The sequence below is a fragment of the Polynucleobacter sp. KF022 genome (assembly GCF_027924105.1).
Classification (GTDB): Bacteria; Pseudomonadota; Gammaproteobacteria; order Burkholderiales; family Burkholderiaceae; genus Polynucleobacter.
On record NZ_AP026972.1, the window covers coordinates 1650841 to 1673042 of the forward strand.

Genomic DNA, 22202 nt, shown 5'->3' on the forward strand with positions numbered 1-22202 from the left:
ATTAGTTAAACCGATGTTGCCTTGATCCCATACTTACTCGAGAAATGGCTAAATTAGCCAAATTTGAATAAATGTGAACGGCTTGACCGACTTCATAAGTCTATCATGTTGCAATGCCGCAAATCGCGTTTTCCGATCCGTAATTGCCCTAATCAGGGGTTTGCCCACCTATAACCTTAGCTACGATATCTGACCCGAACCCCTTTGAAGCTAGAAAGCGGTATTGTCTGGCTCGCTCCTTCTGATCGGTGGCTTGCTGGCCATATTTACGCATCCATAGGTCGTAGGCGCGCTGAAACTCAGTCTCTTTCAATGCCCCCAATAACCTGGCTGATTGCTTAGAATCCACCCCAGCCCTTTCCAGCTCATCCGCAATCTTTCTTATCCCATATCGCTCGCTACGCCGACGCACCAATGCCTCTGCAAAGCGTTCGTCGGATAACCAGCCGCGAGCCTCAAAATCATCCAAAACAGCCTCAATCTGAATGGTTCTAGATTCTGGAGTTTGCTCTGCTTGTTCACCGCCTAATTTGCTCCAGCGAGCCTCAGATTCCGTCAATTTAGCTGCCAAGCCTTTGCGGCTATATTCTCGCAGGGACAAAAGACGCAAAGCCCGAGCTTTGAGACTCGGGCTTTGTTTAGACTTTTTATTGCTACTTGATTCTGACATTGAATTATTCAACGAACTTATTCAACTTCCTCTTCCTCAGCCAGCACATCAGTAACAACAGCTGAACCCGCTTTTACTCCAAGTTTCTCGCGAATCTTTTTCTCGATATCTTGAGCGATCGCTGGATTCTCTTTTAGGAACTCGCGCACATTGTCTTTGCCTTGACCAATACGATCACCGTTGTAGCTATACCAAGAACCTGACTTTTCAACGAGGTCTGCTTCGACGCCCATATCAATAATTTCACCCTCTCTAGAAATACCAGCGCCATACATGATGTCAAAAATGGCTTCACGGAACGGAGGGGAAACTTTGTTCTTCACAACTTTCACGCGGGTTTCATTACCAACAACCTCGTCACCTTTTTTGATGCTACCAATACGACGAATGTCTAAACGCATAGAGGCATAGAACTTCAGAGCGTTACCGCCAGTCGTTGTTTCTGGTGAACCGAACATCACACCAATCTTCATGCGAATCTGGTTAATAAAGATCACCGTAGTATTGGTGCGCTTGATCGCACCCGTCAACTTACGCAATGCCTGACTCATTAAGCGGGCTTGTAAGCCAGGCAAAGAGTCTCCCATATCGCCCTCAATCTCAGCCTTAGGAACCAAGGCGGCAACAGAATCGATCACGATCAAGTCAATAGAGCCTGAACGCACTAAAGCATCGGCGATTTCTAAAGCTTGTTCACCTGTATCTGGTTGAGAGATTAAAAGATTGTTTACGTCAACACCGAGACGAGATGCGTACTGCACATCCAACGCATGTTCAGCGTCGATAAATGCGCAAGTACCGCCGAGTTTTTGCATTTCTGCAATCGCGTGCAACGTGAGCGTTGTTTTGCCAGAAGATTCTGGGCCGTAGATTTCAATCACGCGACCACGTGCGAGGCCGCCAACTCCAAGAGCGATATCCAATCCGAGTGAGCCGCTAGAAACTACCTGAATATCTTCGCTAATTTCAGCATCGCCCAATCGCATGATTGAGCCTTTACCAAATTGTTTTTCAATTTGCGCCAGTGCTGCTGTTAGTGCTTTTTGCTTGTCTCCGCTCATTCCTTCAAATTCTGAAGAGGCTGATTTTCTTTTGTCATCCAAGGCCATTTTTGATTCCCTTTTCGCTATGTACTGGGCTTTTTCCCGAAGTTTTATCTACTGTGTAACAACTTAGGAGTTACTGTATATAAAAACAGTATTCTTTGCAAGCGACTTTTAAGGCGAATTTACGGATTTTTTACTAAGCTGCGTATGATTCGCTCGATCCCAGTAGAAAAAGAGGGGAATAGCTGCAGCCCAGATCACCCCAACCAGGATAAATCCAGTGATTTGCCCCCCTGGACCCCATCCTCCAGCCCCCATCCGAATCCCTGCTTCATAGGACATTGGGCCCGCAATGCCCCCCAACACAGCTCCCAAGATTGGTCTACCCCGCAACCAGGTTAAAGAACCATTAATGGTGGTTGCAACTAAAACCCACAAGACCCACATCCAAAGAGGTGATAAATACGGTGACGGCCAATCATCCTGAAAATCCAAATAGCCCAAATGCATGATCAGGGTGTCAGCCACTAAACCAAAGATAAAAGCCTTAACTAGAAGGCGTATCTCTGTTTTCGGGGAGGGTGAACGCCAAGCATGGAAGGCAATATAAGCCAGGGTAGCAACTACCGCCCAAAACACTTGTTTGTTGGCCGCACCTAGTACGCAGGCAAACCAACCAAGCTGGAAGATAACGAAATTCCAAAATTTAGCCATACCCAGCATCCTAAGAAAAAGGCCACTGCCGAGGGGCAATGGCCTTTAGATTTGGTGGCGAATCAGGGATTTGAACCCCGGACCTGCGGATTATGATTCCGTCGCTCTAACCAGCTGAGCTAATTCGCCGAACTCGCTATTGTAAATGATCAGGGTTCATCTGTCTAAAGGAAGTGGTGGTGACTCCCCAAGCACCCATTTAGCCTTTATTTGATCTGAAACACGCTCACAGCCTCGTCTCGACCATACAAGACATTAAATTCGATCTTTTTTGCCAAAAAGAGCTTTTTCAGCACCTCATCCTTATTGTCAAAAACAATGGCTGTTTGCTCGGGGTAGCGAGAAAAAGGGTCGCTGGTGACGTCCACCGCGACACCATCAATCTTGATCTGTTTAATGGAGCGTTTGTAGAGCCTGTCAGGGCGAATAAAAATCAGGCGCTTTACATACTTATCCAACACAAGCTTTTGCCCCTGCTCATTCATCTTGTAGTAGTAGACCAACTCCTCTTTACCATTGGCGGTCATGTCACGCTCTTCATCCCATTTAGCAAAAGCAGCTTGACTGATGAATAGACTCAAAAATAGAGTGGAAACTACTTTATAAAAGTGCATCATTTACTTTCTTCAATAGATAACTTGATCTTATCAGTCATTTTTACTTATGCGTCTACTCACCATCTCCGCCGGCAAAGTCATGCCTTTGTTTGGCAATCATCACCCCGACTACAAATCCGTCGCTTCAGCAATTCGTAAAAAAGCGTTAAGCGATTTAGATAATCTCGCCACCGTCGACATTAATACTCTTGGCATTAAAGGTGATGAGCAAGCAGATCTATCAGTACACGGTGGTATTGAAAAAGCCATCTATGTTTATCCGGTAGAACACTACGCGTTTTGGAATGAACTACTGACTCGAGAGACTAAGCAGCCCGTGCATTTACAGCATGGTGCTATCGGTGAAAACTTCACCATTGAAGGCCTGCTAGAAACTGAGGTGTTTGTTGGCGACCGACTGCGGATTGGGGAATTGGAATTTGCAGTTGTGAAATTACGTGAACCCTGCTTTAAATTTAACGCCGCCATGCGTTACAAAGGCGCTGCAAAGGCAATGCTGCAGTCTGGCTTTAGTGGCTGGTATTTGCGGGTGATCAAAACCGGGGTACTTGCTGCTGGCGCTCACATTGAACTCATCCCAGGCCCAAGAGAAACCTCTATCGCTCAACAAAATCAAAAGCTCTTAAATAATCGCAATCAACAAGATTTGTGGGAATAAAAAAACCCGACCATTTCTGATCGGGTTTCTTATTTGTTGCTAACTAAAGAATCTTAGTCACGTGCGTAGATATCTACGTCTTTGGTTTCTTTAACAAACAGCGTACCGATTACCAATGTCATCGCAGCGATGATGATTGGGTACCAGAGACCGTAGTAAATATTACCGTTTTGCGCAACCAAGGCGAAGGAGATCGTTGGCAACAAGCCGCCGAACCAACCGTTACCAATGTGGTATGGCAATGACATAGAGGTGTAACGAATGCGGGTTGGGAACATCTCAACCAACATCGCAGCGATTGGACCATAAACCATGGTTACCAAGATCACCAAGAACACCAACAACGCCAATACAGCTACGTAGTTAATTTGTGAGGAATCAGCTTTAGCTGGGTAGCCAGCAGCATTCAACGCATCACGAATTTGCTTCTTGAACTCAGCATCTTTAGCTTTCAAATCTGCTGGAGCCATGCCTTTTGCTGTGTAGCCAGTGATTTCTGTATCACCAATCTTCACAACAGCTGTACTACCGGCTGGGCCAGGAATTGTTGTATAGCTTGCAGAGTTAGACGCCATCACTTGTTTTGCGATATCGCAAGAACTTGTGAACTTCGCTGTACCTGTTGGGTTGAATTGGAATGTACATTCGTTCACGTCAGCAGTAATAGTTGCTGGTGAAGTTGCCATTGCCTTTTCCAACGCTGGGTTAGCAAAGTGAGTCAAAGCATTAAATACGGAAACCGGTGTATTTGGAATGTAAGTAATGATCGCCAGTAACAAACCAGACATGATGATTACTTTACGGCCAATCTTGTCAGACCATGCACCAAATACTACGAAGAACGGTGTGCCGATTACCAATGAAGCAGCAATCAACAAGTTCGCAGTCTTAGCGTCTACTTTCAACACTTGTGTGAGGTAGAACAAAGCGTAGAACTGACCTGTGTACCAAACCACCGCTTGACCTGCAACCAGACCAAACAATGCCAAGATAACAATCTTCAAGTTCTTCCATTGACCGAATGACTCGGACAAAGGAGCTTTTGACAATTTGCCTTCTTCTTTCATCTTCTTGAAAGCTGGAGACTCATTCATGGACAAACGAATCCATACAGAGATCGCCAACAATGCGATAGAAGCGATGAAAGGAATACGCCAGCCCCAAACATCAAAGTCTGGACCAGTGAATTCACGTGTGAACAAAATCACTAGCAAGGAGAGGAACAAACCTAAAGTAGCAGTTGTTTGAATCCAAGCTGTATAGGCACCACGCTTACCGTGAGGAGCATGTTCTGCAACATACGTAGCAGCACCACCGTACTCACCGCCCAAAGCCAAACCTTGAAGCATACGCAATGCGATCAAGATAACTGGAGCGGCAACACCGATAGTTGCGTAGTTAGGCAGAATACCTACGATGAAGGTTGCGCCACCCATTAACAGAATGGTGACCAAGAACGTATATTTACGTCCGATCAAATCGCCTAAGCGACCGAACACCAACGCGCCGAATGGACGCACGATGAAACCAGCAGCAAACGCTAACAAAGCGAAAATGAAGGCAGAGCCAGCATCTAAGCCTGAGAAGAACTGCTTGGCGATAACGGCAGCCAAAGAACCGTAAAGATAAAAGTCGTACCACTCAAAAACCGTACCTAAAGATGATGCAAAAATAACTTTGCGTTCTTCAGCGGTCATTGGGGCTGCTTTAGTTGATGTTGACATCAGTAGCTCCTAACTATTTTTATTAAATAAAAAACAACGGGTCGATTATGCTTTGAAAAAATTCAAAGAAATCCACTAGTTAGGGTAATTCCCCATCAAATAGGATCGGGGTTTTCCCGAGAAATCAGGAAACTAGAGGCAATTTCACAACAAGTACTAGCCTAGCGTCTAATGCATAGGCAGCAGTTTATATATTGGAGACACAATAACCATGCAACAAAAATGGGGAATTCGAGGAATGGCGGTAGCGCCACATTCACTCGCTTCTGAATCAGCCATAGCAGTTCTGCGGGAAGGGGGCAACGCATTAGAAGCCATGGTGGCGGCAGCCGCAACGATTGCAGTTGTCTATCCCCATATGAACTCAATAGGTGGCGACTCATTTTGGGTTGTTCACTCACCTGGCAAGGCTATGGGTGGCATCGATGCTTGCGGTGCTGCCGCTGGTTTAGCAACTAAGCAATGGTATGCAGAGCTAGGTATTACTAAAGCCATTCCTTTTAGAGGGCCCGTTGCTGCAAATACAGTTGCCGGAACTATCTCTGGCTGGGGTGCTGCTCACAAACTCTCCAAACAAGGCTTGGGCGGCAAGATTCCCCTGTCTCGCTTATTGGCTGACGCCATTCATTACGCAGAAGCAGGTGTACCAGTTACTTATAGTCAATCCAGCTTGACTGCAAAGAAGCGTGAGGAGCTTAACTCCATCCCTGGATTTGCTAAAACTTTTTTAGTGGATGGCAAAGCACCTGCGGTTGGCAGCATCTTTAAACAAGAGCGCCTGGCAAAAACCTTGCGTCAAATTGCCACCAAGGGAACGGACGATTATTACCGCGGCGATCTTGCTGAACTCCTTGCAAAAGAGCTAACCAACATTGGCAGTCCATTGCGCCTCGATGATTTGCATCGTCATCACGCCAAACTCATTGATCCCCTTGAACTCAAACATAGTCTGGGTAAGGTGTACAACATGATTCCACCTACTCAAGGTGTTGTGTCATTAATGATCATCGGCATCCTAGATCAACTGAACTTAAAACGCTTTAAGGTCGACAGTGCTGAGTATGTACATCACTGTGTTGAGGCTACTAAACAGGCGTTTAAGATTCGCGATCAATTTGTCACTGATCCTGCGTACATGACAAAAAATGCACAGTCTTTCTTATCGCCTGCATTCTTAAAAAAACTTGCTAAGAATATTGACCCCAACAAAGCTTTGCCTTGGGGCCAAGGCAAGGGACCGGCCGATACGATTTGGATGGGCGTCATTGACGGTGATGGCAATTGCGTCTCATTCATTCAAAGTATTTATCACGAGTTTGGCGCTGGCATTGTGCTGCCTAAATCTGGCGTGAACTGGCAAAACCGTGGCTGCAGTTTTTCACTTGACCCGAATACACTGAATCATCTTGAGCCCTATCGCAAACCATTCCACACATTGAATCCAGCGATGGCTTTATTCAAAGATGGGCGCTCGATGGTTTATGGAACGATGGGTGGTGATGGTCAACCCCAAACGCAATGCGCAGTCTTTACTCGCACTGCCACTTACGGCTTAGACCCACAAGATGCTATTAGTCGTCCACGCTGGTTACTCGGTCGCACTTGGGGCCAAACGAGCGATAGCTTAAAACTCGAGTCTCGCTTTAGTCCTTGGGTTGCAAAAGAACTGCATGCCCTAGGTCATGAGATAGAGATGCTCGATGCGTTTGATGAAACCGTAGGACATGCTGGCTGCATCATTCGTGATCCATCAGGCACATTGCGTGGCGGATGGGATCCTCGTAGCGATGGTGCGGTTAGCGCGTTTTAGTAATAAACATTTTAGGCACGCGCAGATCCCAATAAATAGCGGCTGCGCGTAGCCCAAAAATTCCGAGCATACAAATCACAGAACCTTCAACCACATACTGTGGCAATAAGTTCAGCACCAAAACATATGCAACACAACCCAAAGTGACCGGAATCGCATAGAGCTCATGCGACATGATTAACGTTTTTCTGCCGGCAAGCACATCACGCAATAGGCCGCCACCGATCGCGGTAATTACACCTAAGATGACTGGTGCAACAGGCAAACCAAAATTCATATTCCACGCTTTATCCGCACCCTGAATTGCAAATAGAGCAGCGCCAAAGCCATCGATATACAACATCCAACGATAAATTTGCGGTTGGGTAAAAAACGATTCTGCGAAAAATGTCAGCACGCTTGCGCCCAAGGCAAGCCATACATATATTTGATTGTCCGACCAGAAGGTGGGTACCTCCAAAATAATGTCACGAATAGTGCCTCCGCCAATGGCAGTAATCAAACCTAACACTAGGACACCAAAGAGATCGACACCACGATCTGCGATAGCCAAAACCCCCGTGACAGCAAAGGCCATGGTTGCAATGATGCCGATCCAGAAACTAATCTCTTCCATAACAAAGAGTCTAAAGCACTTTGCTTACGTACCAACTTGAATGACCATTCTGAATATACTGTTAGCCATGAAATCTGATAAGGCATCGATATGATCCCCAAGCTATACAGCTTTTGGCGTAGCTCTGCAGCCTATCGGGTACGTATCGCTCTCAACCTTAAGGGCATGGACTGCGAAATTATTCCAATCCACCTCAGTAAAAATGGTGGCGAGCAAATGGGAGAGGTATATAGCAGCAAAAATCCCAATCGCTTAGTACCTTTATTTGAAGATGGGCAGAAAAGTATTCATCAATCCTTGGCAATTATTGAGTACCTTGATGAAGTTCAGCCTGAGCCAGCCCTTCTCCCTGAGCTTGTAATTGATCGAGCCTGGGTGCGATCTATTGCAATGGATATCACCAGCGATATTCATCCAATTAATAACGTTCGCGTACTCCGCTATCTCATCAAAAAACTCGGCATTAATACCGAAGCTAAAGATGAGTGGTACCAGCACTGGGTCAAAGTTGGTCTAGAGAGCATTGAAAAACAATTGAGCAATGACTCTAGGGTTGGGAGGTTTGCCTACGGCGATCATCCGGGCTTAATTGATATCTGCTTAGTGCCTCAACTATTTAATGCACTAAGCGCAAAAGTAGATGTGGAGCCCTACCCTACACTCATGAGAATTTTTCATGAGTGTATGAAGTTACCTGCCTTCATTAATGCATCCTGGGAAAAACAAATCGATGCCGAAGGCTCAAACCCAGCTGCTCCAAAGGAGCAATGAGGGGAACTAGGAAATCTTCTTCAGCGTCTTGACATAACGCTGTGCATTTTTAACGTAACGTCCAGCGATGTCGTGAATCCCCGCTATTTGCTCAGCAGTCAATTCTTTTACCGCTTTTGCTGGGGTTCCCAAGATCATAGAGCCGTCCGGAAATTCTTTTCCCTCAGTCACTAAAGCGCCGGCACCCACCAAACAGTTTTTACCAATCTTAGCGCCATTCAAAATCACTGCACCAATACCAATCAAACTGCCGTCGCCAATCTGACAGCCGTGCAGCATCACTTGATGGCCAACAGTGACATGCTTACCAATCATGAGCGGATAACCGGGGTCGGTATGCAAAACAGATGCGTCTTGCACATTACTACCTTCGCCAATCTGAATGAGGTCGTTATCGCCACGGATCACGACTTTAGGCCAGATGCTTGCATCTTGATGAAGCTCTACTTTGCCGATCACTTCTGCACTCTCAGCAACCCAAGCGCCCTCAGCTAAGTGAGGAGCATTTCCGTCTAGTTCAAATATAGCCATGACTCATTATAGGTATGAATCAGGCTATAGATGAACGACTATGCACTAAAAGTGAATTACCAGTTAGGCTCGCGATCAGGTGTTGAAGAAATGCGATGCACACTTAAATCGGCGCCTTCGAACTCTTCTTCTTGAGACATGCGAATACCTAAGGTCGCCTTCAGGGCGCCGTATACGACAAAACCACCGATCAGTGCGATACCTACACCTAAGGCGCTACCAATTAGTTGACCAGTAAAAGTAATGCCGCCGAGACCACCAAAAGCTTTGGTACCAAAAATACCGGCGGCTAGCCCACCCCAAAGACCGCATAGTCCATGCAGTGGCCAAACACCGAGAACATCATCTAATTTCCAGCGGTTTTGAACCAAGGTAAACATATATACAAACAGTCCGCCAGCAACTAAACCAACAAATAAAGCGCCAAGAGGATGCATTAAATCTGAGCCGGCACAAACTGCGACTAAACCAGCGAGTGGCCCGTTATAGGTAAAGCCCGGGTCATTACGGCCAACCACCCAAGCAGCCAATGTGCCACCAACCATCGCCATCAAGGAATTCATTGCAACCAAACCGCTGATCTTGTCGATAGTTTGCGCACTCATCACATTAAAACCAAACCAACCTACCGCCAAAATCCATGCACCCAATGCCAAGAAAGGAATGCTTGACGGTGGATGAGCAGAGATTTGACCTTCTTTGGTATAGCGACCACGGCGGGCGCCCAGAAGAATCACAGCCGGTAGAGCAATCCAACCGCCCACGGCATGGACTACAACTGAACCAGCAAAGTCATGGAACTCTTCACCAGTTAAGTCTTTAATCCAAGCCTGAATACCGTAATGTTGATTCCAGGCAATACCTTCAAAGAAGGGATAAATAAAACCCACCAAGATAAAGGTAGCAATAAGTTGAGGATTAAATTTTGCACGCTCTGCTATGCCGCCTGAAATAATGGCAGGGATTGCAGCAGCAAAGGTGAGCAAGAAGAAAAACTTCACTAATTCGTAACCATTCTTCTCAGCGAGCAACTCGGCGCCAGAGAAAAAGTTCACACCATAAGCAATGCTGTAACCAATAAAGAAATACGCAATAGTCGAGACTGCAAAGTCCACCAAGATTTTTACCAACGCATTGACTTGGTTTTTCTTGCGAACAGTTCCCAGCTCCAAGAACGCAAAGCCTGCATGCATGGCAAGCACCATGATTGCACCGAGCAAGATGAATAAAGCATCGCTACCTGTTTTCAAAGTTTCCATGAAATTTTCCCTCGTATTTTTTGCATCATTATGGGGAATGTAAAAACCCAAAGAAGTGCGAGCTGCACCCATTTAGTGCATTAAGTACCCATATTTATGGTTTATCATCGTTTTTACATACACCTAAGGGAGAACCCATGAAGAAATTCCTCATTGCATTGGCCGCTTTAGCCGCTTTTTCAGGCTTTGCACAAGCACAAGAAACCATCAAAGTATTAAGCACACAAGAACTCGCTAATGTTTGCAAACTCCCTGCAAGCCCAGAATCACGCAGTTTCTGTATCGGCTTTACCACTTCTGTTTATGAAACTTATTTAGCCACTCGCCATCCACAACGTGCAAAGCCATTTATTTGCGTTAAGCAACCAGCTCCATCACGTGATGAAGTGATTGGTGATTTTGTAAAGTTTGCGCAAAGCAATCCACAAGTAGCTGACAAACCAGCAGCCGGTGTTTTCTTGGGCTTCTTAGCTTCACGCTTCCCTTGCGCTAGAAAATAATTCCAGCGACTAGCCAAACCAATACACTTTTAAAGGATCAGTTGATATGAAAAAAATTATCGCGATTACCGCAGCAACTTTAGCAATCGCCGGTTGCTCAAATATGAGCAATACTGAGCAACGTACACTCTCAGGCGCGAGCATTGGCGCAGCGGCTGGTGCTGTTGGCACCGCAATCTTCCACGGCAATCCTATCTGGGGCGCAGTAGGTGGTGCGGCCGTTGGTGCAGCTTCTGGTTATGTATACGACGCTTACAAAAAAGATCAAGCGGCTGAATATAACTCTGGCTATAACGCAGGTAAAAATAATCAGCCAGCTAAGGCGCCTAATTAAGTCGACCTACTAAGCTTTAAAGCCCGGCCCATTCAGGCCTGGGCGCAGTAAAACAAACCCAGCTCGTATTAATTTACCAGCTGGGTTTTTATTTGGATCTGCCCAGCCAATGCTTTATGAATAGGGCACTTATCTGCAATCTCCATTAAGCGCTCTTTTTCTTCTGAGCTTAAGTTTCCTTGTAACTGAATCTCACGTGAAAATGTTTCAACATCATTTGCGCGTTCGATATCTACCGTCACAATGGCATTTTCTAAATTCATTGCTTTGCGACCAGCATACATTTTTAAAGTCATCGATGTACAAGCCGCTAAGGCAGCGCCAAGATATTCGTGAGGGCTTGGCCCTGTTCCGGAGCCTCCTTTAGTGGTTTCTGCGTCAGACAAAAAATGCAATTCGCCAGCAGTCAATTTTTGCTGCAGAGGGCCTTCGCCAAACTGTGAGATAACTTTTCTCATAAAGATCCTAAAAAATAATGGGTCGAAACATCATTAAGAGTGACTTTAACCGGAATGAGGCTTGCTCGCCCTTTCCACAGTCGGTAGTTGCGCTTTCTTCCAGGCACTAAAACCACCCTCTAAATGACAAATGTTTGGCACACCCATTTTCTGCAGCATCTGCGTAGATAGAGCAGAACGCCAAGCAGAGGCGCAATACAAGACTAGCTGCTTGCCTTCGCCAAAGATCGGCTTGTAATAGGGGCTATCAGGATCAACCCAAAACTCCAGCATCCCCCGAGGGGCGTGAAACGCATTGGGGATCATGCCCTCGCGTTCTAATTCACGGACATCGCGAATATCGATGAACACTACATTAGGGTCCACTAACAATTGCTGCGCTTTTTCCAAGGAAAGAGTCTCGATTTCAGCCATGGCGCTCTGAATGAGCTCTTGATATCCAATCTTTAATTTCACGAAATCTCCTAAATTAACAATATCTCATTCATACCAAGCACCTGCTACCATTCTGCTATGAACTTTACCCCTACTGAACTTGGTGCAAGCATTATTTTTGCAATTGCAGTTTTGCATACTTTTTGCACTGGCTATTTTGAATCTATCGCTAAAAAATCTCAGCGTCATGCCGGCCTTTGGCATCTTCTGGGTGAAGTTGAAATTGTCTTTGGTTTTTGGGCGGCCATCCTGGTTATTTTCATTTCGCTAGATGACGGTTTAAGTACTGCTAAAGATTTTTTAAATAAACGCAATTTCACAGAACCGCTCTTTGTTTTTGCCATCATGATTGTGGCAGGTACAAAACCTATTTTGCATTTTGCGACGAAAATACTGCATGTTTTAGCGATGGCACTGCAATATCTATTGCGCATCAGAAGTGCTCCCGCCTTGTATTTTCTAACTCTGGCGATCACCCCTCTTCTAGGCTCAGTCATCACCGAGCCAGCTGCTATGACCCTGGCGGCCTTCTTACTGCGTGATTTGGTGTATCGCCATAAGTGCTCAACAGCCCTCCTGTTTGGAACGCTTGGCGTTCTCTTCGTCAATATCTCCATCGGCGGAACACTCACCAACTTTGCTGCACCACCAGTACTGATGGTGGCCTCTACTTGGGGTTGGAGTTCAGCATTTATGTTTGCTAACTTTGGTATAGAGTCTTGTATTGCCATTTTTATTAACGCTCTAGTAGTCACACTTTTATTTCATCGCCAACTCATTGAGCCTGATACAGAAAAGAAAGCAGTCCAAATTCCATTGGCCGTAATTTTGATGCATCTGCTCTTTTTATTTGGTGTAGTCGTATTTGCGCATGATCCAATTATTTTTACGTGGATTTTGCTTTTCTTTATTGGCTACACCACGGCTTATCCAAAACATCAAAGCCCACTGATTCTGAAAGAAGCATTGCTAGTTGGCTTTTTCCTAGGAGGCCTTGTTGTTTTAGGATCCCTACAAGGTTGGTGGCTACAACCCATTCTTGAAAGAATGAGCCCAACTGCAGTCTTCTACGGTAGCCTGGTTCTCACCGCATTTACTGATAATGCAGCGCTCACTTATTTGGGCTCCTTAGTCACTGGGACTTCTCTTGAGTTCAAGCTGGCATTAGTTGGCGGCGCAGTTGCAGGTGGAGGTTTAACTGTGATTGCCAACGCACCTAATCCAGCTGGTCTTGCCATCCTAAGACAGCATTTCCCAAATGGCGCGGTCTCGGCACTTTATTTATTAATCGCCGCTATTCCACCCACAATAGTGGCCATCTTGGCTTATCGACTCATCTAAGGCCTCAACAAGACTTAGGCAGTAAAATCTGAGCTTCGCCCCCAGTTATAAACCTGAGAACGGCATATGAAAAAGCTCTATATCAAAACCTTCGGCTGTCAAATGAACGAGTATGACTCGGGCAAGATGGCCGACCTATTACATGCCGATGAAGGCATGGTCATGACAGATCGACCAGAAGATGCTGATGTTGTTCTTCTGAATACTTGCTCCATTCGAGAAAAAGCTGAAGATAAAGTCTTTTCAGATTTAGGTCGACTTCGCGAGCTCAAGAAAACGAAGCCCAACCTATTGATTGGTGTTGGTGGTTGCGTGGCAAGCCAAGAAGGTCAGCAAATTGTTAGTCGCGCACCCTACGTGGATGTGGTCTTTGGCCCCCAAACATTGCATCGCCTATCCGACCTCATTGCAGAGCGCCGTAAAACTGGGATCTCTCAAGTAGACATTTCCTTTCCGGAGATTGAAAAGTTTGATCATCTTCCGGCATCACGCCAAACTCGTGGCTCAGCCTATGTATCAATCATGGAGGGTTGCTCCAAATATTGCAGCTACTGCGTTGTACCCTATACACGTGGCGAGGAAGTCTCCAGGCCTTTTGATGATGTACTCACTGAAGTAGCTGGACTTGCCAGTAAGGGCGTCAAAGAAATTGTGCTTCTTGGTCAAAACGTCAATGCGTATTTAGGCAAGATGGGTGATACCGAAGAAGTCGCTGACTTTGCTCTGCTTATTGAATACATCGCGGAAATTCCTGGGGTTGAGCGGATCCGATTTACCACCAGCCACCCTAAAGAATTTACACAACGTCTCATTGATGTGTATGCAAAAGTACCAAAGCTGGTGAGTCACCTGCATCTACCCGTACAACATGGATCTGATGCCATGTTGTCAGCAATGAAACGTGGGTACACCGCACTAGAGTTCAAAAGCATTATTCGCAAAATGCGAGCCGCTCGCCCTGACCTCACGCTATCAAGCGACTTCATTGTGGGGTTTCCAGGTGAGACCGAAGCAGACTTTGAGAAATTACTCAAGATGGTCAAAGAGTTAAATTTTGACAACAGCTTTTGCTTTATCTTTAGTCCACGCCCAGGCACACCAGCCGCCAACCTGCACGATGACACGCCTTACGAAGTCAAACTAAAGCGCCTTCAAACATTGTTGGCCCTTGTAGAGGGACAGGCTAATCAAATTAGTCAGCAAATGCTGGGCAATACTGAGCGAGTATTAATTGAGGGACTTGCTAAAGATGGCATCAATTTGCAAGGACGTGCTGAAAATAATCGTGTAATTCATTTCACAGCGCCCGATCAAGACATCGAGAATCTGATTGGTCAAATAGTAGACATTCGTATTACCGAAGTTCTTAACTACACCCTAAGAGGGGAATTGGTGGAAGCGCATGTTAGTTAAGAAAAAAGTTGCTTCACCCAAGCTGGCAATTGATCTGCAATTCGCTAGCCCAGCAATTGAATCCACTCTTGGAAAAATTGCTTCACCTACTTTGATAAAAAAATGGGTTAAAAGCGCAATACCGCTTGGCGGTCTGATCACTCTTCGCTTTGTTAATACTACAGAGGGTAAAAAGTTGAACATGGTTTTTCGTCAAAAAGATTACGCAACCAATGTATTAACTTTTCCTTACGATCTTTCAAAAAATGAGCTAGTTGCAGATATTATTTTTTGTCTTCCCGTCTTACAGAAAGAAGCTAAAGAGCAGGGTAAGTTGCTGAATGCCCATTTGGCGCATTTGATTGTGCATGGCTGCCTCCATGCCCAAGGCCATGATCATGAAGTGATGAAGGATGCCAAGAAGATGGAAGCATTAGAAATCCAGATTCTCGAAAAATTGGGTTTTGCCAACCCCTACTAATGGTTTGACTTATTTCTACGCTATTCTTGCTATATGCCTGACCCCAATAAATCCTTTTTAGACCGTTTAGCCGATTTTTTAACTCCTCAGCCAACGGAGCCTAGCGAACGTCGTCAAGAGTTGATCGAAACTCTGCGTGAAGCTCAAGTCGAAGGCCTAATCGATGCCGATGCACTCTCCATGATTGAGGGCGTCTTTCAGGTTGGTCAGTTATGCGCACGCGATATTCTTGTACCCCGCGCCCAAATTGATTGGATCGATATCAACCAAGCGCTACCTGAGATTATCAAGAACGTGATCGAAGCAGCTCACTCACGTTTTCCTGTATTTGAAGGTAGTCGAGACAACGTTATCGGCATATTGCTCGCTAAAGATTTATTGCGTCATGCAACAGAAAAAGACTTTCAAGTTCGAGACTGGTTGCGTCCAGCAGTCTTTATTCCGGAATCTAAGCGCCTCAGCGTGCTGTTACGAGACTTTAAAGACAATCGGAATCATTTAGCAATTGTGGTGGATGAATACAGTGGCGTAGCTGGGATTATTACGATCGAAGACGTCCTTGAACAAATCGTTGGCGATATTGAAGATGAACATGATGTTGATGAAGAGGCAGATAATCTCATTCCCCTAGATAACGGCGACATCCGCGTCAAAGGCATTACTGAGCTTGAGCAATTCAATGAAGCACTGGGCACCCACTTCGAGCTTGAAGATATTGAGACGGTAGCTGGATTGGTTATTCAACATCTTGGCCGGGTACCCAAGATAGGTGAGCTCATTGAAATCGATGGTATTGAATTTGAAGTACAGCGTGCCGACCCAAGACAAATTCATATTCTTCTTGCACGACAAACCAATAAAAAACTTGACTGAGATTCGCCTTGCTTGATCAGTATCCTTATCAACAGCGCATGAGTGTCAAAATATTTTCACCAATTACTTTGTTGTTATTAGGTGCGGCACTTGCACTAGCTGCCGAACTTCCTTACGGTGGCTGGATTCAGATTCCTCTTTTAAGCATTCTTTGGTGGCGACTAGATCCACAATCTCATAACTCATTTAAAAAACATTTCGCCTTGGGCCTCATTTTTGGAATTGGCTATTTTGTTGTGGGTCTATGGTGGCTTTACATTAGCCTGCATGATATTGGCGGCATGAATGCATTGCTCGCTTGTATGGGGGTATTTCTACTATCAGCCTATGTAGCTATTTACTTTGCTATGGCCACGCTGGCAATTACTGCATTTAAAAAGAATCGGCTCACCGGCTTATTTCTTGCGGCAAGCTGGGTGCTTGCGGAGTTTCTGCGCGGCTATATCTTCACTGGATTTCCTTGGATGGGTCTTGCTGAAACCCAATTCAATGGCCCCTTCGCTCTTATCGCGCCTCTCTTTGGCGGTCTAGCCTGCACCTTCTTGATGGTTTGGGCCTCCTGGGAGCTTTATCAAATTCGCAAACATTCGATCTCCAGTGCAATTCTCATCATGGCTGCAATTGGAATCGCTCAAGTCGCTGGTGCATTTACTTTCACTAAACCTATTGGAGAACCCATTAGCATTCGACTGATTCAGGGTAACTTTGAGCAAAGTCTGAAATTTAATCCTCAGGCCATCAGCCGACAAATTGATTTTTATGCTGGCGAAATAACCAAGCAAGCGGCTAATCTCATCATCATTCCTGAAACTGCATTCCCGTGGCCAATTCCTAATTTACCAATCGGTCTTGTGAATTATCTTCAGGATTTTTCTAATAATAGTAATAGCAATCTTCTGCTTGGATTGATTGGCGAGGTACCAGGTTCAAATGGCATGCAATATTCGAATCGTGCCACCGGCCTCTCCCCAAATACTTCAGCCTATCAATACGATAAAGCTCATCTTGTTCCCTTCGGAGAATTTATTCCTCCCGGATTTCAGTGGTTCGTCAATGCTTTTCATGTGCCGATGAGTGACTTTGCTAGAGGTAAATTAGATCAATCACCTTTTGCGATTGTGCGTAAAGGTCAAGAAGATATTTATGCGGCGATTACGATTTGCTATGAAGATGTTTTTGGTGGTGAGCTTGCCTCTCGTATTCAACATAGTGATAAGCCAGTCAATCTACTAATCAATATGACCAATCTTGCTTGGTTTGGAGAGTCGCAGGCGTCCACTCAGCAACTTAGACTCTCGCAGTTGCGCTCTTTAGAGACCGGTCTTCCCGCCTTACGCGCTACCAATACGGGCATTACCGCCGTCTTAGGCCCTGATGGCAAAGTATTAAAAGCGCTTCCGGAATTTACCCAAAACACTCTGGCTACTCAAGTCCAGGCTTATTCCGGAAAAACGCCATATGTTATTTGGGGCAATTTACCGATTTTGGGTATTTCTTGCCTACTGTTGGTCTGGGGCTTGATTAGTCATAGGCGTTTTTAGGTATTTTTAACTCCTAAGCCCTCTAGCCATGTAAAATCAATGGCTTAGCCAGGTTAATCATGCTTACTTTTCAGCAAATCATTCTCAAACTTCAAGATTATTGGGACCAACAAGGTTGTGCCCTATTGCAACCCATCGACCTCGAGGTTGGTGCCGGTACATCTCATACTGCAACCTTCTTACGGGCTATCGGTCCAGAGCCTTGGAAAGCTGCGTACGTTCAGCCGTCACGGAGACCGAAAGATGGTCGTTACGGTGAGAACCCGAATCGCCTGCAACACTACTATCAATACCAAGTGGTACTTAAGCCTGCGCCTGAAAATATTCTCGATCTGTATTTGGGCTCTCTTGCTGCGCTAGGTTTAGATCTTAAAGAGAATGATGTTCGCTTTGTAGAGGATGACTGGGAGAACCCAACGCTTGGCGCTTGGGGACTAGGCTGGGAAGTTTGGCTCAATGGTATGGAAGTGACGCAATTTACTTATTTCCAGCAAGTGGGTGGCTTAGATTGCAAACCTGTTCTTGGCGAGATCACTTATGGTATCGAACGTTTGGCAATGTATATCCAGAACTGCTCTAACGTATACGACCTAGTATGGGCTGACGGCATCTCTTATGGTGACGTGTATCACCAAAATGAAGTTGAACAATCTTGTTATAACTTTGAACACTCCAATACCGATTTACTCTTTGCCAACTTCACAAATTATGAAAGCGAAGCAAAGCGTTTGATGGAGGTGCCACTAGCGCTTCCTGCTTATGAAATGGTTTTAAAAGCAGCGCATACCTTTAATTTGCTGGATGCTCGCGGCGCCATCTCTGTTACTGAACGTGCGGCCTATATTGGACGCATTCGCAATCTTTCACGCGCTGTTGCTCAAGCCTACTTTGAGTCCAGAGAAAAGCTGGGCTTCCCAATGTGTCAACGTCAAGCTAAAGCTAAAGCTTAAGCGCATCGAGATTTCCGCATTCCATCTATGAGCACATCAAATTTCAAACCTCAATCAGCCACTTTATTGATTGAGGTATTTACTGAAGAACTTCCACCCAAATCTTTGCGTCGCTTAGGCGATGCATTTAGCGAAGGTATCTTTGCGGCACTTCAGTCAGCTGGTTTAGCGACTGAATCCTCTAAGATCACTGGCTTTGCAACACCACGCCGCTTGGCGGTTCAGGTTACTAACGTTCTAAATCAAGCCCCAGACTATCCAGTACGTGAAAAACTATTGCCTACGAGCATTGCATTTGATGCTGAAGGTAAAGCAACAGCGCCCTTGCTGAAAAAATTAGGTGCACTTGGATACGCAGATATTGATCTTGCAACATTAGAAAAATCTGGCGAAGGCAAAAATGAAGCACTCTATCTCAATGTCGTCGCTAAAGGTGCTGCGCTTGAGCAAACCGCTCAAACTGCACTTGAGCAAACATTAAGCAAGTTGCCGATTGCTAAAATGATGCACTATCAAGTGCTGCAAAAAGATGGTCAGTTAGCAGATGTGCAATTTGCCCGCCCAGCACACCGCATCATTGCACTGCATGGAAATGCAGTTTTGAATATCAGTGCGTTAGGTATTGATGCGAGCAATGAAACTGAAGGACATCGCTTCTTGGCACCCGGCAATGTAACGATTGCTAGCGCAGATCAATATGAAGTAGATCTGCAATCCAAGGCAAAGATTATCCCGAGCTTTAATCAGCGTCGTGCGCAAATTGAGGCTGCACTATTAAAAGCTGCTGGTGATGATTTAGTTTTGATGCCAGACAGTCTTTTGGATGAAGTAACAGCCTTGGTTGAATGGCCAACGATTTACGAGTGTCATTTTGATCAAGAGTTCTTGGAAGTGCCACAAGAATGCTTGATTTTGACAATGCAAACCAATCAAAAGTACTTTGCATTAACCGACAAGTATGGGAAATTACGCAATCGCTTTTTGATTGTTTCTAATATTGAAACAGATAAGCCTCATGCGATTATTTCTGGCAACGAACGTGTTGTGCGTCCTCGCTTATCTGATGCTCGTTTCTTTTTCCAGCAAGATCAAAAACGTCCTTTAGCTTCCCGTGTAGCCGACCTAGGCAAGGTGGTTTATCACAATCAATTAGGCAACCAGTTAGACCGTACCAAGCGCGTTCAAGGTCTTGCTGTAGGCATTGCCAAAAAACTGGATGCTGATGAAAAGCTCGCCTCCCGTGCCGCTGAAATTGCTAAAACTGATCTGCTAACCGATATGGTTGGTGAGTTTCCAGAACTCCAGGGAGTTATGGGTAGCTACTACGCTACAAATGATGGTGAGAATGCTGATGTTGCTAGCGCTTGTAGCGAGCACTATATGCCACGCTTTGCTGGAGATACATTGCCTCAAACCCAAACCGGAACCATCTTGGCTATTGCTGACAAACTAGAAACTCTAGTGGGTATATGGGGTGTAGGACTAGCGCCAACGGGCGATAAAGACCCTTATGCATTGCGCCGCCATGCTCTGGGTATTTGCCGTTTGCTTTTAGAGAAAAATCTTTCACTCAATTTACCTGAACTCATTGAGTTGGCACGTGCGCAATTTCCACAAGCCGATGTACAAGAAAAAGCTAAAGCTGCCGATATCTATGCTTTCATCATTGATCGTCTTCGCGCATATTTGCGCGACCAGTCCGTTGCTGGCAAGGCATTTACTAGTGCAGAAATTGATGCCGTTTTGAGTCAGGACCCAGCGGAAATTAATGACCTGATTCAACGCTTAACTGCGTTGCGCGAATTTAATGTTCTTGCAGAAGCTACTCAACTCGCAGCCGCCAATAAACGTATCAGCAATATCCTAAAGAAAACTACCACCGCAATTCCGGCGGCCTGCTCAGCAAAATTGCTACAAATCCCAGCGGAGGCTGCATTACATGCAGCATTAGAAGCCGCTACTCCGAAGCTGAATACAGCTTATGAGCAACGTCAATTTGTAGAAGTCTTAAGGTCACTCGTGGCTTTAAGCGGTCCAATTGATCAGTTCTTTGCAGATGTAATGGTTATGGATCCAAATCCAGATCTACGCGACAACCGCTTAGCTCTCCTGCAACAACTTCACCAGAAAATGAATCTCGTTGCCGATCTCGGCAAATTAGCATGAGCACCAGCTCTTCTAAACTCATTATTTTGGATCGCGATGGCGTGATCAATGAAGATCGCGACGATTACGTGAAGTCAGTGGATGAGTGGGTTCCACTTCCAGGCAGTCTAGAGGCAATTGCCCTCCTCAATCAAGCGGGCTATCAAATTGCTATAGCCACCAATCAATCTGGTCTTTCAAGGGGCTACTTCACCATCAATGATTTGCATGCAATGCATAGCAAGATGGAGAACTTACTCAAACCGCTAGGCGGGCATATTGATAGCATCTTTTTTTGCCCCCATCAGGATGCACATCAATGCAATTGCCGTAAACCCGCACCTGGGCTTATGAAAGAAATAGCTTTGCGTTATAAAAAAATGGGTAGTGCAACACCACTTGCTGGCACTCCCATTGTGGGAGACTCCTTACGCGATCTAGAGGCGGGCATTGCTTTGGGCGCATCGCCCCATTTAGTGCTCACCGGCAAGGGTGAAAAGACACTTGCAAAAGGCAACCTTCCAGAGGGAACGCAAATACACGCAGATCTCCTGGCATTTGCCAACGTCCTTTTAGAAAAATAAGGTTTACACACAGCATGAAATTGATTCGCTCTACCCTGTTTGCCCTATTTTTATTGGTTTTCACGCCAATTTGGTCGGTGCTTTGCATTCTGACTTTTCCATTTCTGAGCCCTGAAAATCGCTACTCTTTTATTGGACTTTGGAACAAAGTAGTTATTGCCTTATTAAAACCACTCTGTGGCATTCATTACGAAATCCGCGGTATGGAAAATATGCAGGCCGTACTAAACGAACGCGTCATCATTCTCAGCAAGCACCAGTCGGCTTACGAAACTATCGCTTACATCGCCTTGCTCCCAAAACAACTTTGCTTTGTCTTTAAACGGGAGTTGCTCTGGATTCCATTTTTTGGCTGGGCGTTAGCTTTGTTAAAAATGATTCACATTGATCGCTCCAATAAACAGGGTGCAGCTCTATCTGTAGCTACTCAAGGGCGAAAACGCCTAAGTGAAGGCAAGTGGATCATGCTTTTTCCAGAGGGTACCAGAACTGCCACTGGATCTACCAAGCCTTACCGCAAGGGCGGCACTCGTCTTGCGAGTGCAACTGATGCTTTAGTTATTCCCATTGCGCATAATGCTGGACGCTGCTGGCCAAAAAATAGCTTTATTAAAAATCCTGGGACAGTTATTTTTTCTATTGGCCCCGCAATTAGCTCAGCAAATAAATCCGCTGATCAACTTCAGCAAGAAGTTGAAGGATGGATTGAAGCTGAAATGCGCGTCATTGACCCAAGCGCATATAAATAAAAT

General features: G+C 45.4%; 24 protein-coding genes and 1 tRNA gene. 14 read left to right on the plus strand and 11 right to left on the minus strand.

The window, feature by feature from the left end; genetic code table 11:
• Nucleotides 1-148: 148 nt before the first annotated feature.
• The 5 genes from recX to PKF022_RS08510 form a co-directional block, all read right to left on the minus strand.
• Nucleotides 149-670 (minus strand): recombination regulator RecX, encoded by a 522-nt coding sequence (recX, locus tag PKF022_RS08490; RefSeq protein WP_281776592.1) that lies wholly within the window; start codon nucleotides 668-670, stop codon nucleotides 149-151.
• A gap of 17 nt (nucleotides 671-687) precedes the next feature.
• Nucleotides 688-1779, minus strand: coding sequence for a recombinase RecA (gene recA / locus PKF022_RS08495; protein ID WP_281776593.1), 1092 nt, complete (start codon nucleotides 1777-1779; stop codon nucleotides 688-690).
• A 108-nt stretch (nucleotides 1780-1887) separates the two neighbouring features.
• Nucleotides 1888-2430: a DUF2878 domain-containing protein gene (locus PKF022_RS08500; protein WP_281776594.1), complete on the minus strand. Its 543-nt coding sequence runs from the start codon at nucleotides 2428-2430 to the stop codon at nucleotides 1888-1890.
• Between the two features lie 52 nt (nucleotides 2431-2482).
• Nucleotides 2483-2559, minus strand: a tRNA-Met gene (locus tag PKF022_RS08505).
• A 77-nt stretch (nucleotides 2560-2636) separates the two neighbouring features.
• Nucleotides 2637-3047, minus strand: a complete 411-nt coding sequence (locus tag PKF022_RS08510; protein ID WP_216230866.1) for a hypothetical protein — start codon at nucleotides 3045-3047, stop codon at nucleotides 2637-2639.
• Nucleotides 3048-3093: 46 nt separating this feature from the next.
• On the opposite strand from PKF022_RS08510, the gene PKF022_RS08515 reads away from it, so the two are divergent.
• Nucleotides 3094-3705 carry an MOSC domain-containing protein gene (locus tag PKF022_RS08515; RefSeq protein ID WP_281776595.1) on the plus strand — a complete coding sequence of 204 codons (612 nt, stop codon included), beginning with the start codon at nucleotides 3094-3096 and terminating at the stop codon, nucleotides 3703-3705.
• A gap of 53 nt (nucleotides 3706-3758) precedes the next feature.
• Here the strand turns inward: PKF022_RS08515 and PKF022_RS08520 are convergent, their stop codons facing one another.
• The gene (locus PKF022_RS08520; protein WP_281776596.1) at nucleotides 3759-5429 is read right to left on the minus strand and encodes an MFS transporter; all 1671 of its coding nucleotides are present in this window, start codon (nucleotides 5427-5429) and stop codon (nucleotides 3759-3761) included.
• Between the two features lie 211 nt (nucleotides 5430-5640).
• Between PKF022_RS08520 and ggt the strand changes: the two genes are divergently transcribed.
• A complete protein-coding gene (gene ggt / locus PKF022_RS08525; protein ID WP_281776597.1) occupies nucleotides 5641-7239 on the plus strand; it encodes a gamma-glutamyltransferase in 1599 nt (532 codons plus the stop codon).
• Here ggt and PKF022_RS08530 read toward each other — a convergent pair.
• Entirely contained in the window at nucleotides 7226-7855 is a 630-nt protein-coding gene (locus tag PKF022_RS08530; RefSeq protein ID WP_281776598.1) for a trimeric intracellular cation channel family protein, read from the minus strand. The genes ggt and PKF022_RS08530 overlap by 14 nt on opposite strands.
• A gap of 90 nt (nucleotides 7856-7945) precedes the next feature.
• Between PKF022_RS08530 and maiA the strand changes: the two genes are divergently transcribed.
• The gene (gene maiA / locus PKF022_RS08535) at nucleotides 7946-8626 is read left to right on the plus strand and encodes a maleylacetoacetate isomerase (RefSeq protein WP_348773166.1); all 681 of its coding nucleotides are present in this window, start codon (nucleotides 7946-7948) and stop codon (nucleotides 8624-8626) included.
• 6 nt (nucleotides 8627-8632) lie between these two features.
• Here the strand turns inward: maiA and PKF022_RS08540 are convergent, their stop codons facing one another.
• Complete coding sequence (locus PKF022_RS08540) at nucleotides 8633-9157, minus strand: gamma carbonic anhydrase family protein (RefSeq protein WP_281776599.1); 525 nt, start codon at nucleotides 9155-9157, stop codon at nucleotides 8633-8635.
• A 56-nt stretch (nucleotides 9158-9213) separates the two neighbouring features.
• Entirely contained in the window at nucleotides 9214-10416 is a 1203-nt protein-coding gene (locus tag PKF022_RS08545; RefSeq protein ID WP_281776600.1) for an ammonium transporter, read from the minus strand.
• A 137-nt stretch (nucleotides 10417-10553) separates the two neighbouring features.
• On the opposite strand from PKF022_RS08545, the gene PKF022_RS08550 reads away from it, so the two are divergent.
• Nucleotides 10554-10916, plus strand: coding sequence for a Rap1a/Tai family immunity protein (locus tag PKF022_RS08550; protein ID WP_216230875.1), 363 nt, complete (start codon nucleotides 10554-10556; stop codon nucleotides 10914-10916).
• A gap of 46 nt (nucleotides 10917-10962) precedes the next feature.
• Entirely contained in the window at nucleotides 10963-11250 is a 288-nt protein-coding gene (locus PKF022_RS08555) for a glycine zipper domain-containing protein (protein ID WP_281776601.1), read from the plus strand.
• 68 nt (nucleotides 11251-11318) lie between these two features.
• On the opposite strand, the gene PKF022_RS08560 is transcribed toward PKF022_RS08555, so the two are convergent.
• Nucleotides 11319-11708, minus strand: a complete 390-nt coding sequence (locus tag PKF022_RS08560; protein ID WP_281776602.1) for an OsmC family protein — start codon at nucleotides 11706-11708, stop codon at nucleotides 11319-11321.
• Nucleotides 11709-11753: 45 nt separating this feature from the next.
• Nucleotides 11754-12164: a rhodanese-like domain-containing protein gene (locus PKF022_RS08565; protein ID WP_281776603.1), complete on the minus strand. Its 411-nt coding sequence runs from the start codon at nucleotides 12162-12164 to the stop codon at nucleotides 11754-11756.
• A gap of 57 nt (nucleotides 12165-12221) precedes the next feature.
• Here PKF022_RS08565 and PKF022_RS08570 point away from each other — a divergent pair, with 57 nt between their 5' ends.
• The 9 genes from PKF022_RS08570 (at nucleotide 12222) to PKF022_RS08610 (ending at nucleotide 22199) form a co-directional block, all read left to right on the plus strand.
• Nucleotides 12222-13484 carry a putative Na+/H+ antiporter gene (locus tag PKF022_RS08570; protein WP_281776604.1) on the plus strand — a complete coding sequence of 421 codons (1263 nt, stop codon included), beginning with the start codon at nucleotides 12222-12224 and terminating at the stop codon, nucleotides 13482-13484.
• Between the two features lie 66 nt (nucleotides 13485-13550).
• Nucleotides 13551-14897, plus strand: coding sequence for a tRNA (N6-isopentenyl adenosine(37)-C2)-methylthiotransferase MiaB (miaB, locus tag PKF022_RS08575; protein WP_281776605.1), 1347 nt, complete (start codon nucleotides 13551-13553; stop codon nucleotides 14895-14897).
• Nucleotides 14887-15357: an rRNA maturation RNase YbeY gene (gene ybeY, locus PKF022_RS08580; protein ID WP_281776606.1), complete on the plus strand. Its 471-nt coding sequence runs from the start codon at nucleotides 14887-14889 to the stop codon at nucleotides 15355-15357. Before miaB ends, ybeY begins: the two co-directional genes overlap by 11 nt.
• Nucleotides 15358-15390: 33 nt before the next feature.
• Entirely contained in the window at nucleotides 15391-16230 is an 840-nt protein-coding gene (locus PKF022_RS08585; protein ID WP_281776607.1) for a transporter associated domain-containing protein, read from the plus strand.
• Between the two features lie 8 nt (nucleotides 16231-16238).
• Nucleotides 16239-17771 (plus strand): apolipoprotein N-acyltransferase, encoded by a 1533-nt coding sequence (gene lnt / locus PKF022_RS08590; protein ID WP_281776608.1) that lies wholly within the window; start codon nucleotides 16239-16241, stop codon nucleotides 17769-17771.
• A 59-nt stretch (nucleotides 17772-17830) separates the two neighbouring features.
• On the plus strand, nucleotides 17831-18721 hold the full coding sequence (glyQ, locus tag PKF022_RS08595; RefSeq protein ID WP_281776609.1) for a glycine--tRNA ligase subunit alpha: 891 nt from the start codon (nucleotides 17831-17833) through the stop codon (nucleotides 18719-18721).
• Nucleotides 18722-18748: 27 nt separating this feature from the next.
• A complete protein-coding gene (gene glyS / locus PKF022_RS08600; protein WP_281776610.1) occupies nucleotides 18749-20887 on the plus strand; it encodes a glycine--tRNA ligase subunit beta in 2139 nt (712 codons plus the stop codon).
• Nucleotides 20884-21450: a D-glycero-beta-D-manno-heptose 1,7-bisphosphate 7-phosphatase gene (gene gmhB / locus PKF022_RS08605; RefSeq protein ID WP_281776611.1), complete on the plus strand. Its 567-nt coding sequence runs from the start codon at nucleotides 20884-20886 to the stop codon at nucleotides 21448-21450. The genes glyS and gmhB overlap by 4 nt, the downstream gene beginning before the upstream one ends.
• Nucleotides 21451-21464: 14 nt before the next feature.
• Nucleotides 21465-22199 carry a lysophospholipid acyltransferase family protein gene (locus PKF022_RS08610; protein WP_281776612.1) on the plus strand — a complete coding sequence of 245 codons (735 nt, stop codon included), beginning with the start codon at nucleotides 21465-21467 and terminating at the stop codon, nucleotides 22197-22199.
• Nucleotides 22200-22202 lie beyond the last annotated feature (3 nt).

What these genes read in the sequence shown, in the direction of transcription:
- PKF022_RS08515 (WP_281776595.1), top strand. Translation starts at nt 3,094, where the DNA reads ATGCGTCTACTCACCATCTCCGCCGGCAAAGTCATGCCTTTGTTTGGC.
- recX (WP_281776592.1), bottom strand. Translation starts at nt 670, where the DNA reads ATGTCAGAATCAAGTAGCAATAAAAAGTCTAAACAAAGCCCGAGTCTC.
- PKF022_RS08545 (WP_281776600.1), bottom strand. Translation starts at nt 10,416, where the DNA reads ATGGAAACTTTGAAAACAGGTAGCGATGCTTTATTCATCTTGCTCGGT.
- gmhB (WP_281776611.1), top strand. Translation starts at nt 20,884, where the DNA reads ATGAGCACCAGCTCTTCTAAACTCATTATTTTGGATCGCGATGGCGTG.
- PKF022_RS08560 (WP_281776602.1), bottom strand. Translation starts at nt 11,708, where the DNA reads ATGAGAAAAGTTATCTCACAGTTTGGCGAAGGCCCTCTGCAGCAAAAA.
- PKF022_RS08520 (WP_281776596.1), bottom strand. Translation starts at nt 5,429, where the DNA reads ATGTCAACATCAACTAAAGCAGCCCCAATGACCGCTGAAGAACGCAAA.
- PKF022_RS08570 (WP_281776604.1), top strand. Translation starts at nt 12,222, where the DNA reads ATGAACTTTACCCCTACTGAACTTGGTGCAAGCATTATTTTTGCAATT.
- glyS (WP_281776610.1), top strand. Translation starts at nt 18,749, where the DNA reads ATGAGCACATCAAATTTCAAACCTCAATCAGCCACTTTATTGATTGAG.
- glyQ (WP_281776609.1), top strand. Translation starts at nt 17,831, where the DNA reads ATGCTTACTTTTCAGCAAATCATTCTCAAACTTCAAGATTATTGGGAC.
- maiA (WP_348773166.1), top strand. Translation starts at nt 7,946, where the DNA reads ATGATCCCCAAGCTATACAGCTTTTGGCGTAGCTCTGCAGCCTATCGG.
- ybeY (WP_281776606.1), top strand. Translation starts at nt 14,887, where the DNA reads ATGTTAGTTAAGAAAAAAGTTGCTTCACCCAAGCTGGCAATTGATCTG.
- PKF022_RS08555 (WP_281776601.1), top strand. Translation starts at nt 10,963, where the DNA reads ATGAAAAAAATTATCGCGATTACCGCAGCAACTTTAGCAATCGCCGGT.
- ggt (WP_281776597.1), top strand. Translation starts at nt 5,641, where the DNA reads ATGCAACAAAAATGGGGAATTCGAGGAATGGCGGTAGCGCCACATTCA.
- PKF022_RS08550 (WP_216230875.1), top strand. Translation starts at nt 10,554, where the DNA reads ATGAAGAAATTCCTCATTGCATTGGCCGCTTTAGCCGCTTTTTCAGGC.
- PKF022_RS08500 (WP_281776594.1), bottom strand. Translation starts at nt 2,430, where the DNA reads ATGGCTAAATTTTGGAATTTCGTTATCTTCCAGCTTGGTTGGTTTGCC.
- PKF022_RS08510 (WP_216230866.1), bottom strand. Translation starts at nt 3,047, where the DNA reads ATGATGCACTTTTATAAAGTAGTTTCCACTCTATTTTTGAGTCTATTC.
- miaB (WP_281776605.1), top strand. Translation starts at nt 13,551, where the DNA reads ATGAAAAAGCTCTATATCAAAACCTTCGGCTGTCAAATGAACGAGTAT.
- recA (WP_281776593.1), bottom strand. Translation starts at nt 1,779, where the DNA reads ATGGCCTTGGATGACAAAAGAAAATCAGCCTCTTCAGAATTTGAAGGA.
- PKF022_RS08585 (WP_281776607.1), top strand. Translation starts at nt 15,391, where the DNA reads ATGCCTGACCCCAATAAATCCTTTTTAGACCGTTTAGCCGATTTTTTA.
- PKF022_RS08540 (WP_281776599.1), bottom strand. Translation starts at nt 9,157, where the DNA reads ATGGCTATATTTGAACTAGACGGAAATGCTCCTCACTTAGCTGAGGGC.
- PKF022_RS08530 (WP_281776598.1), bottom strand. Translation starts at nt 7,855, where the DNA reads ATGGAAGAGATTAGTTTCTGGATCGGCATCATTGCAACCATGGCCTTT.
- PKF022_RS08610 (WP_281776612.1), top strand. Translation starts at nt 21,465, where the DNA reads ATGAAATTGATTCGCTCTACCCTGTTTGCCCTATTTTTATTGGTTTTC.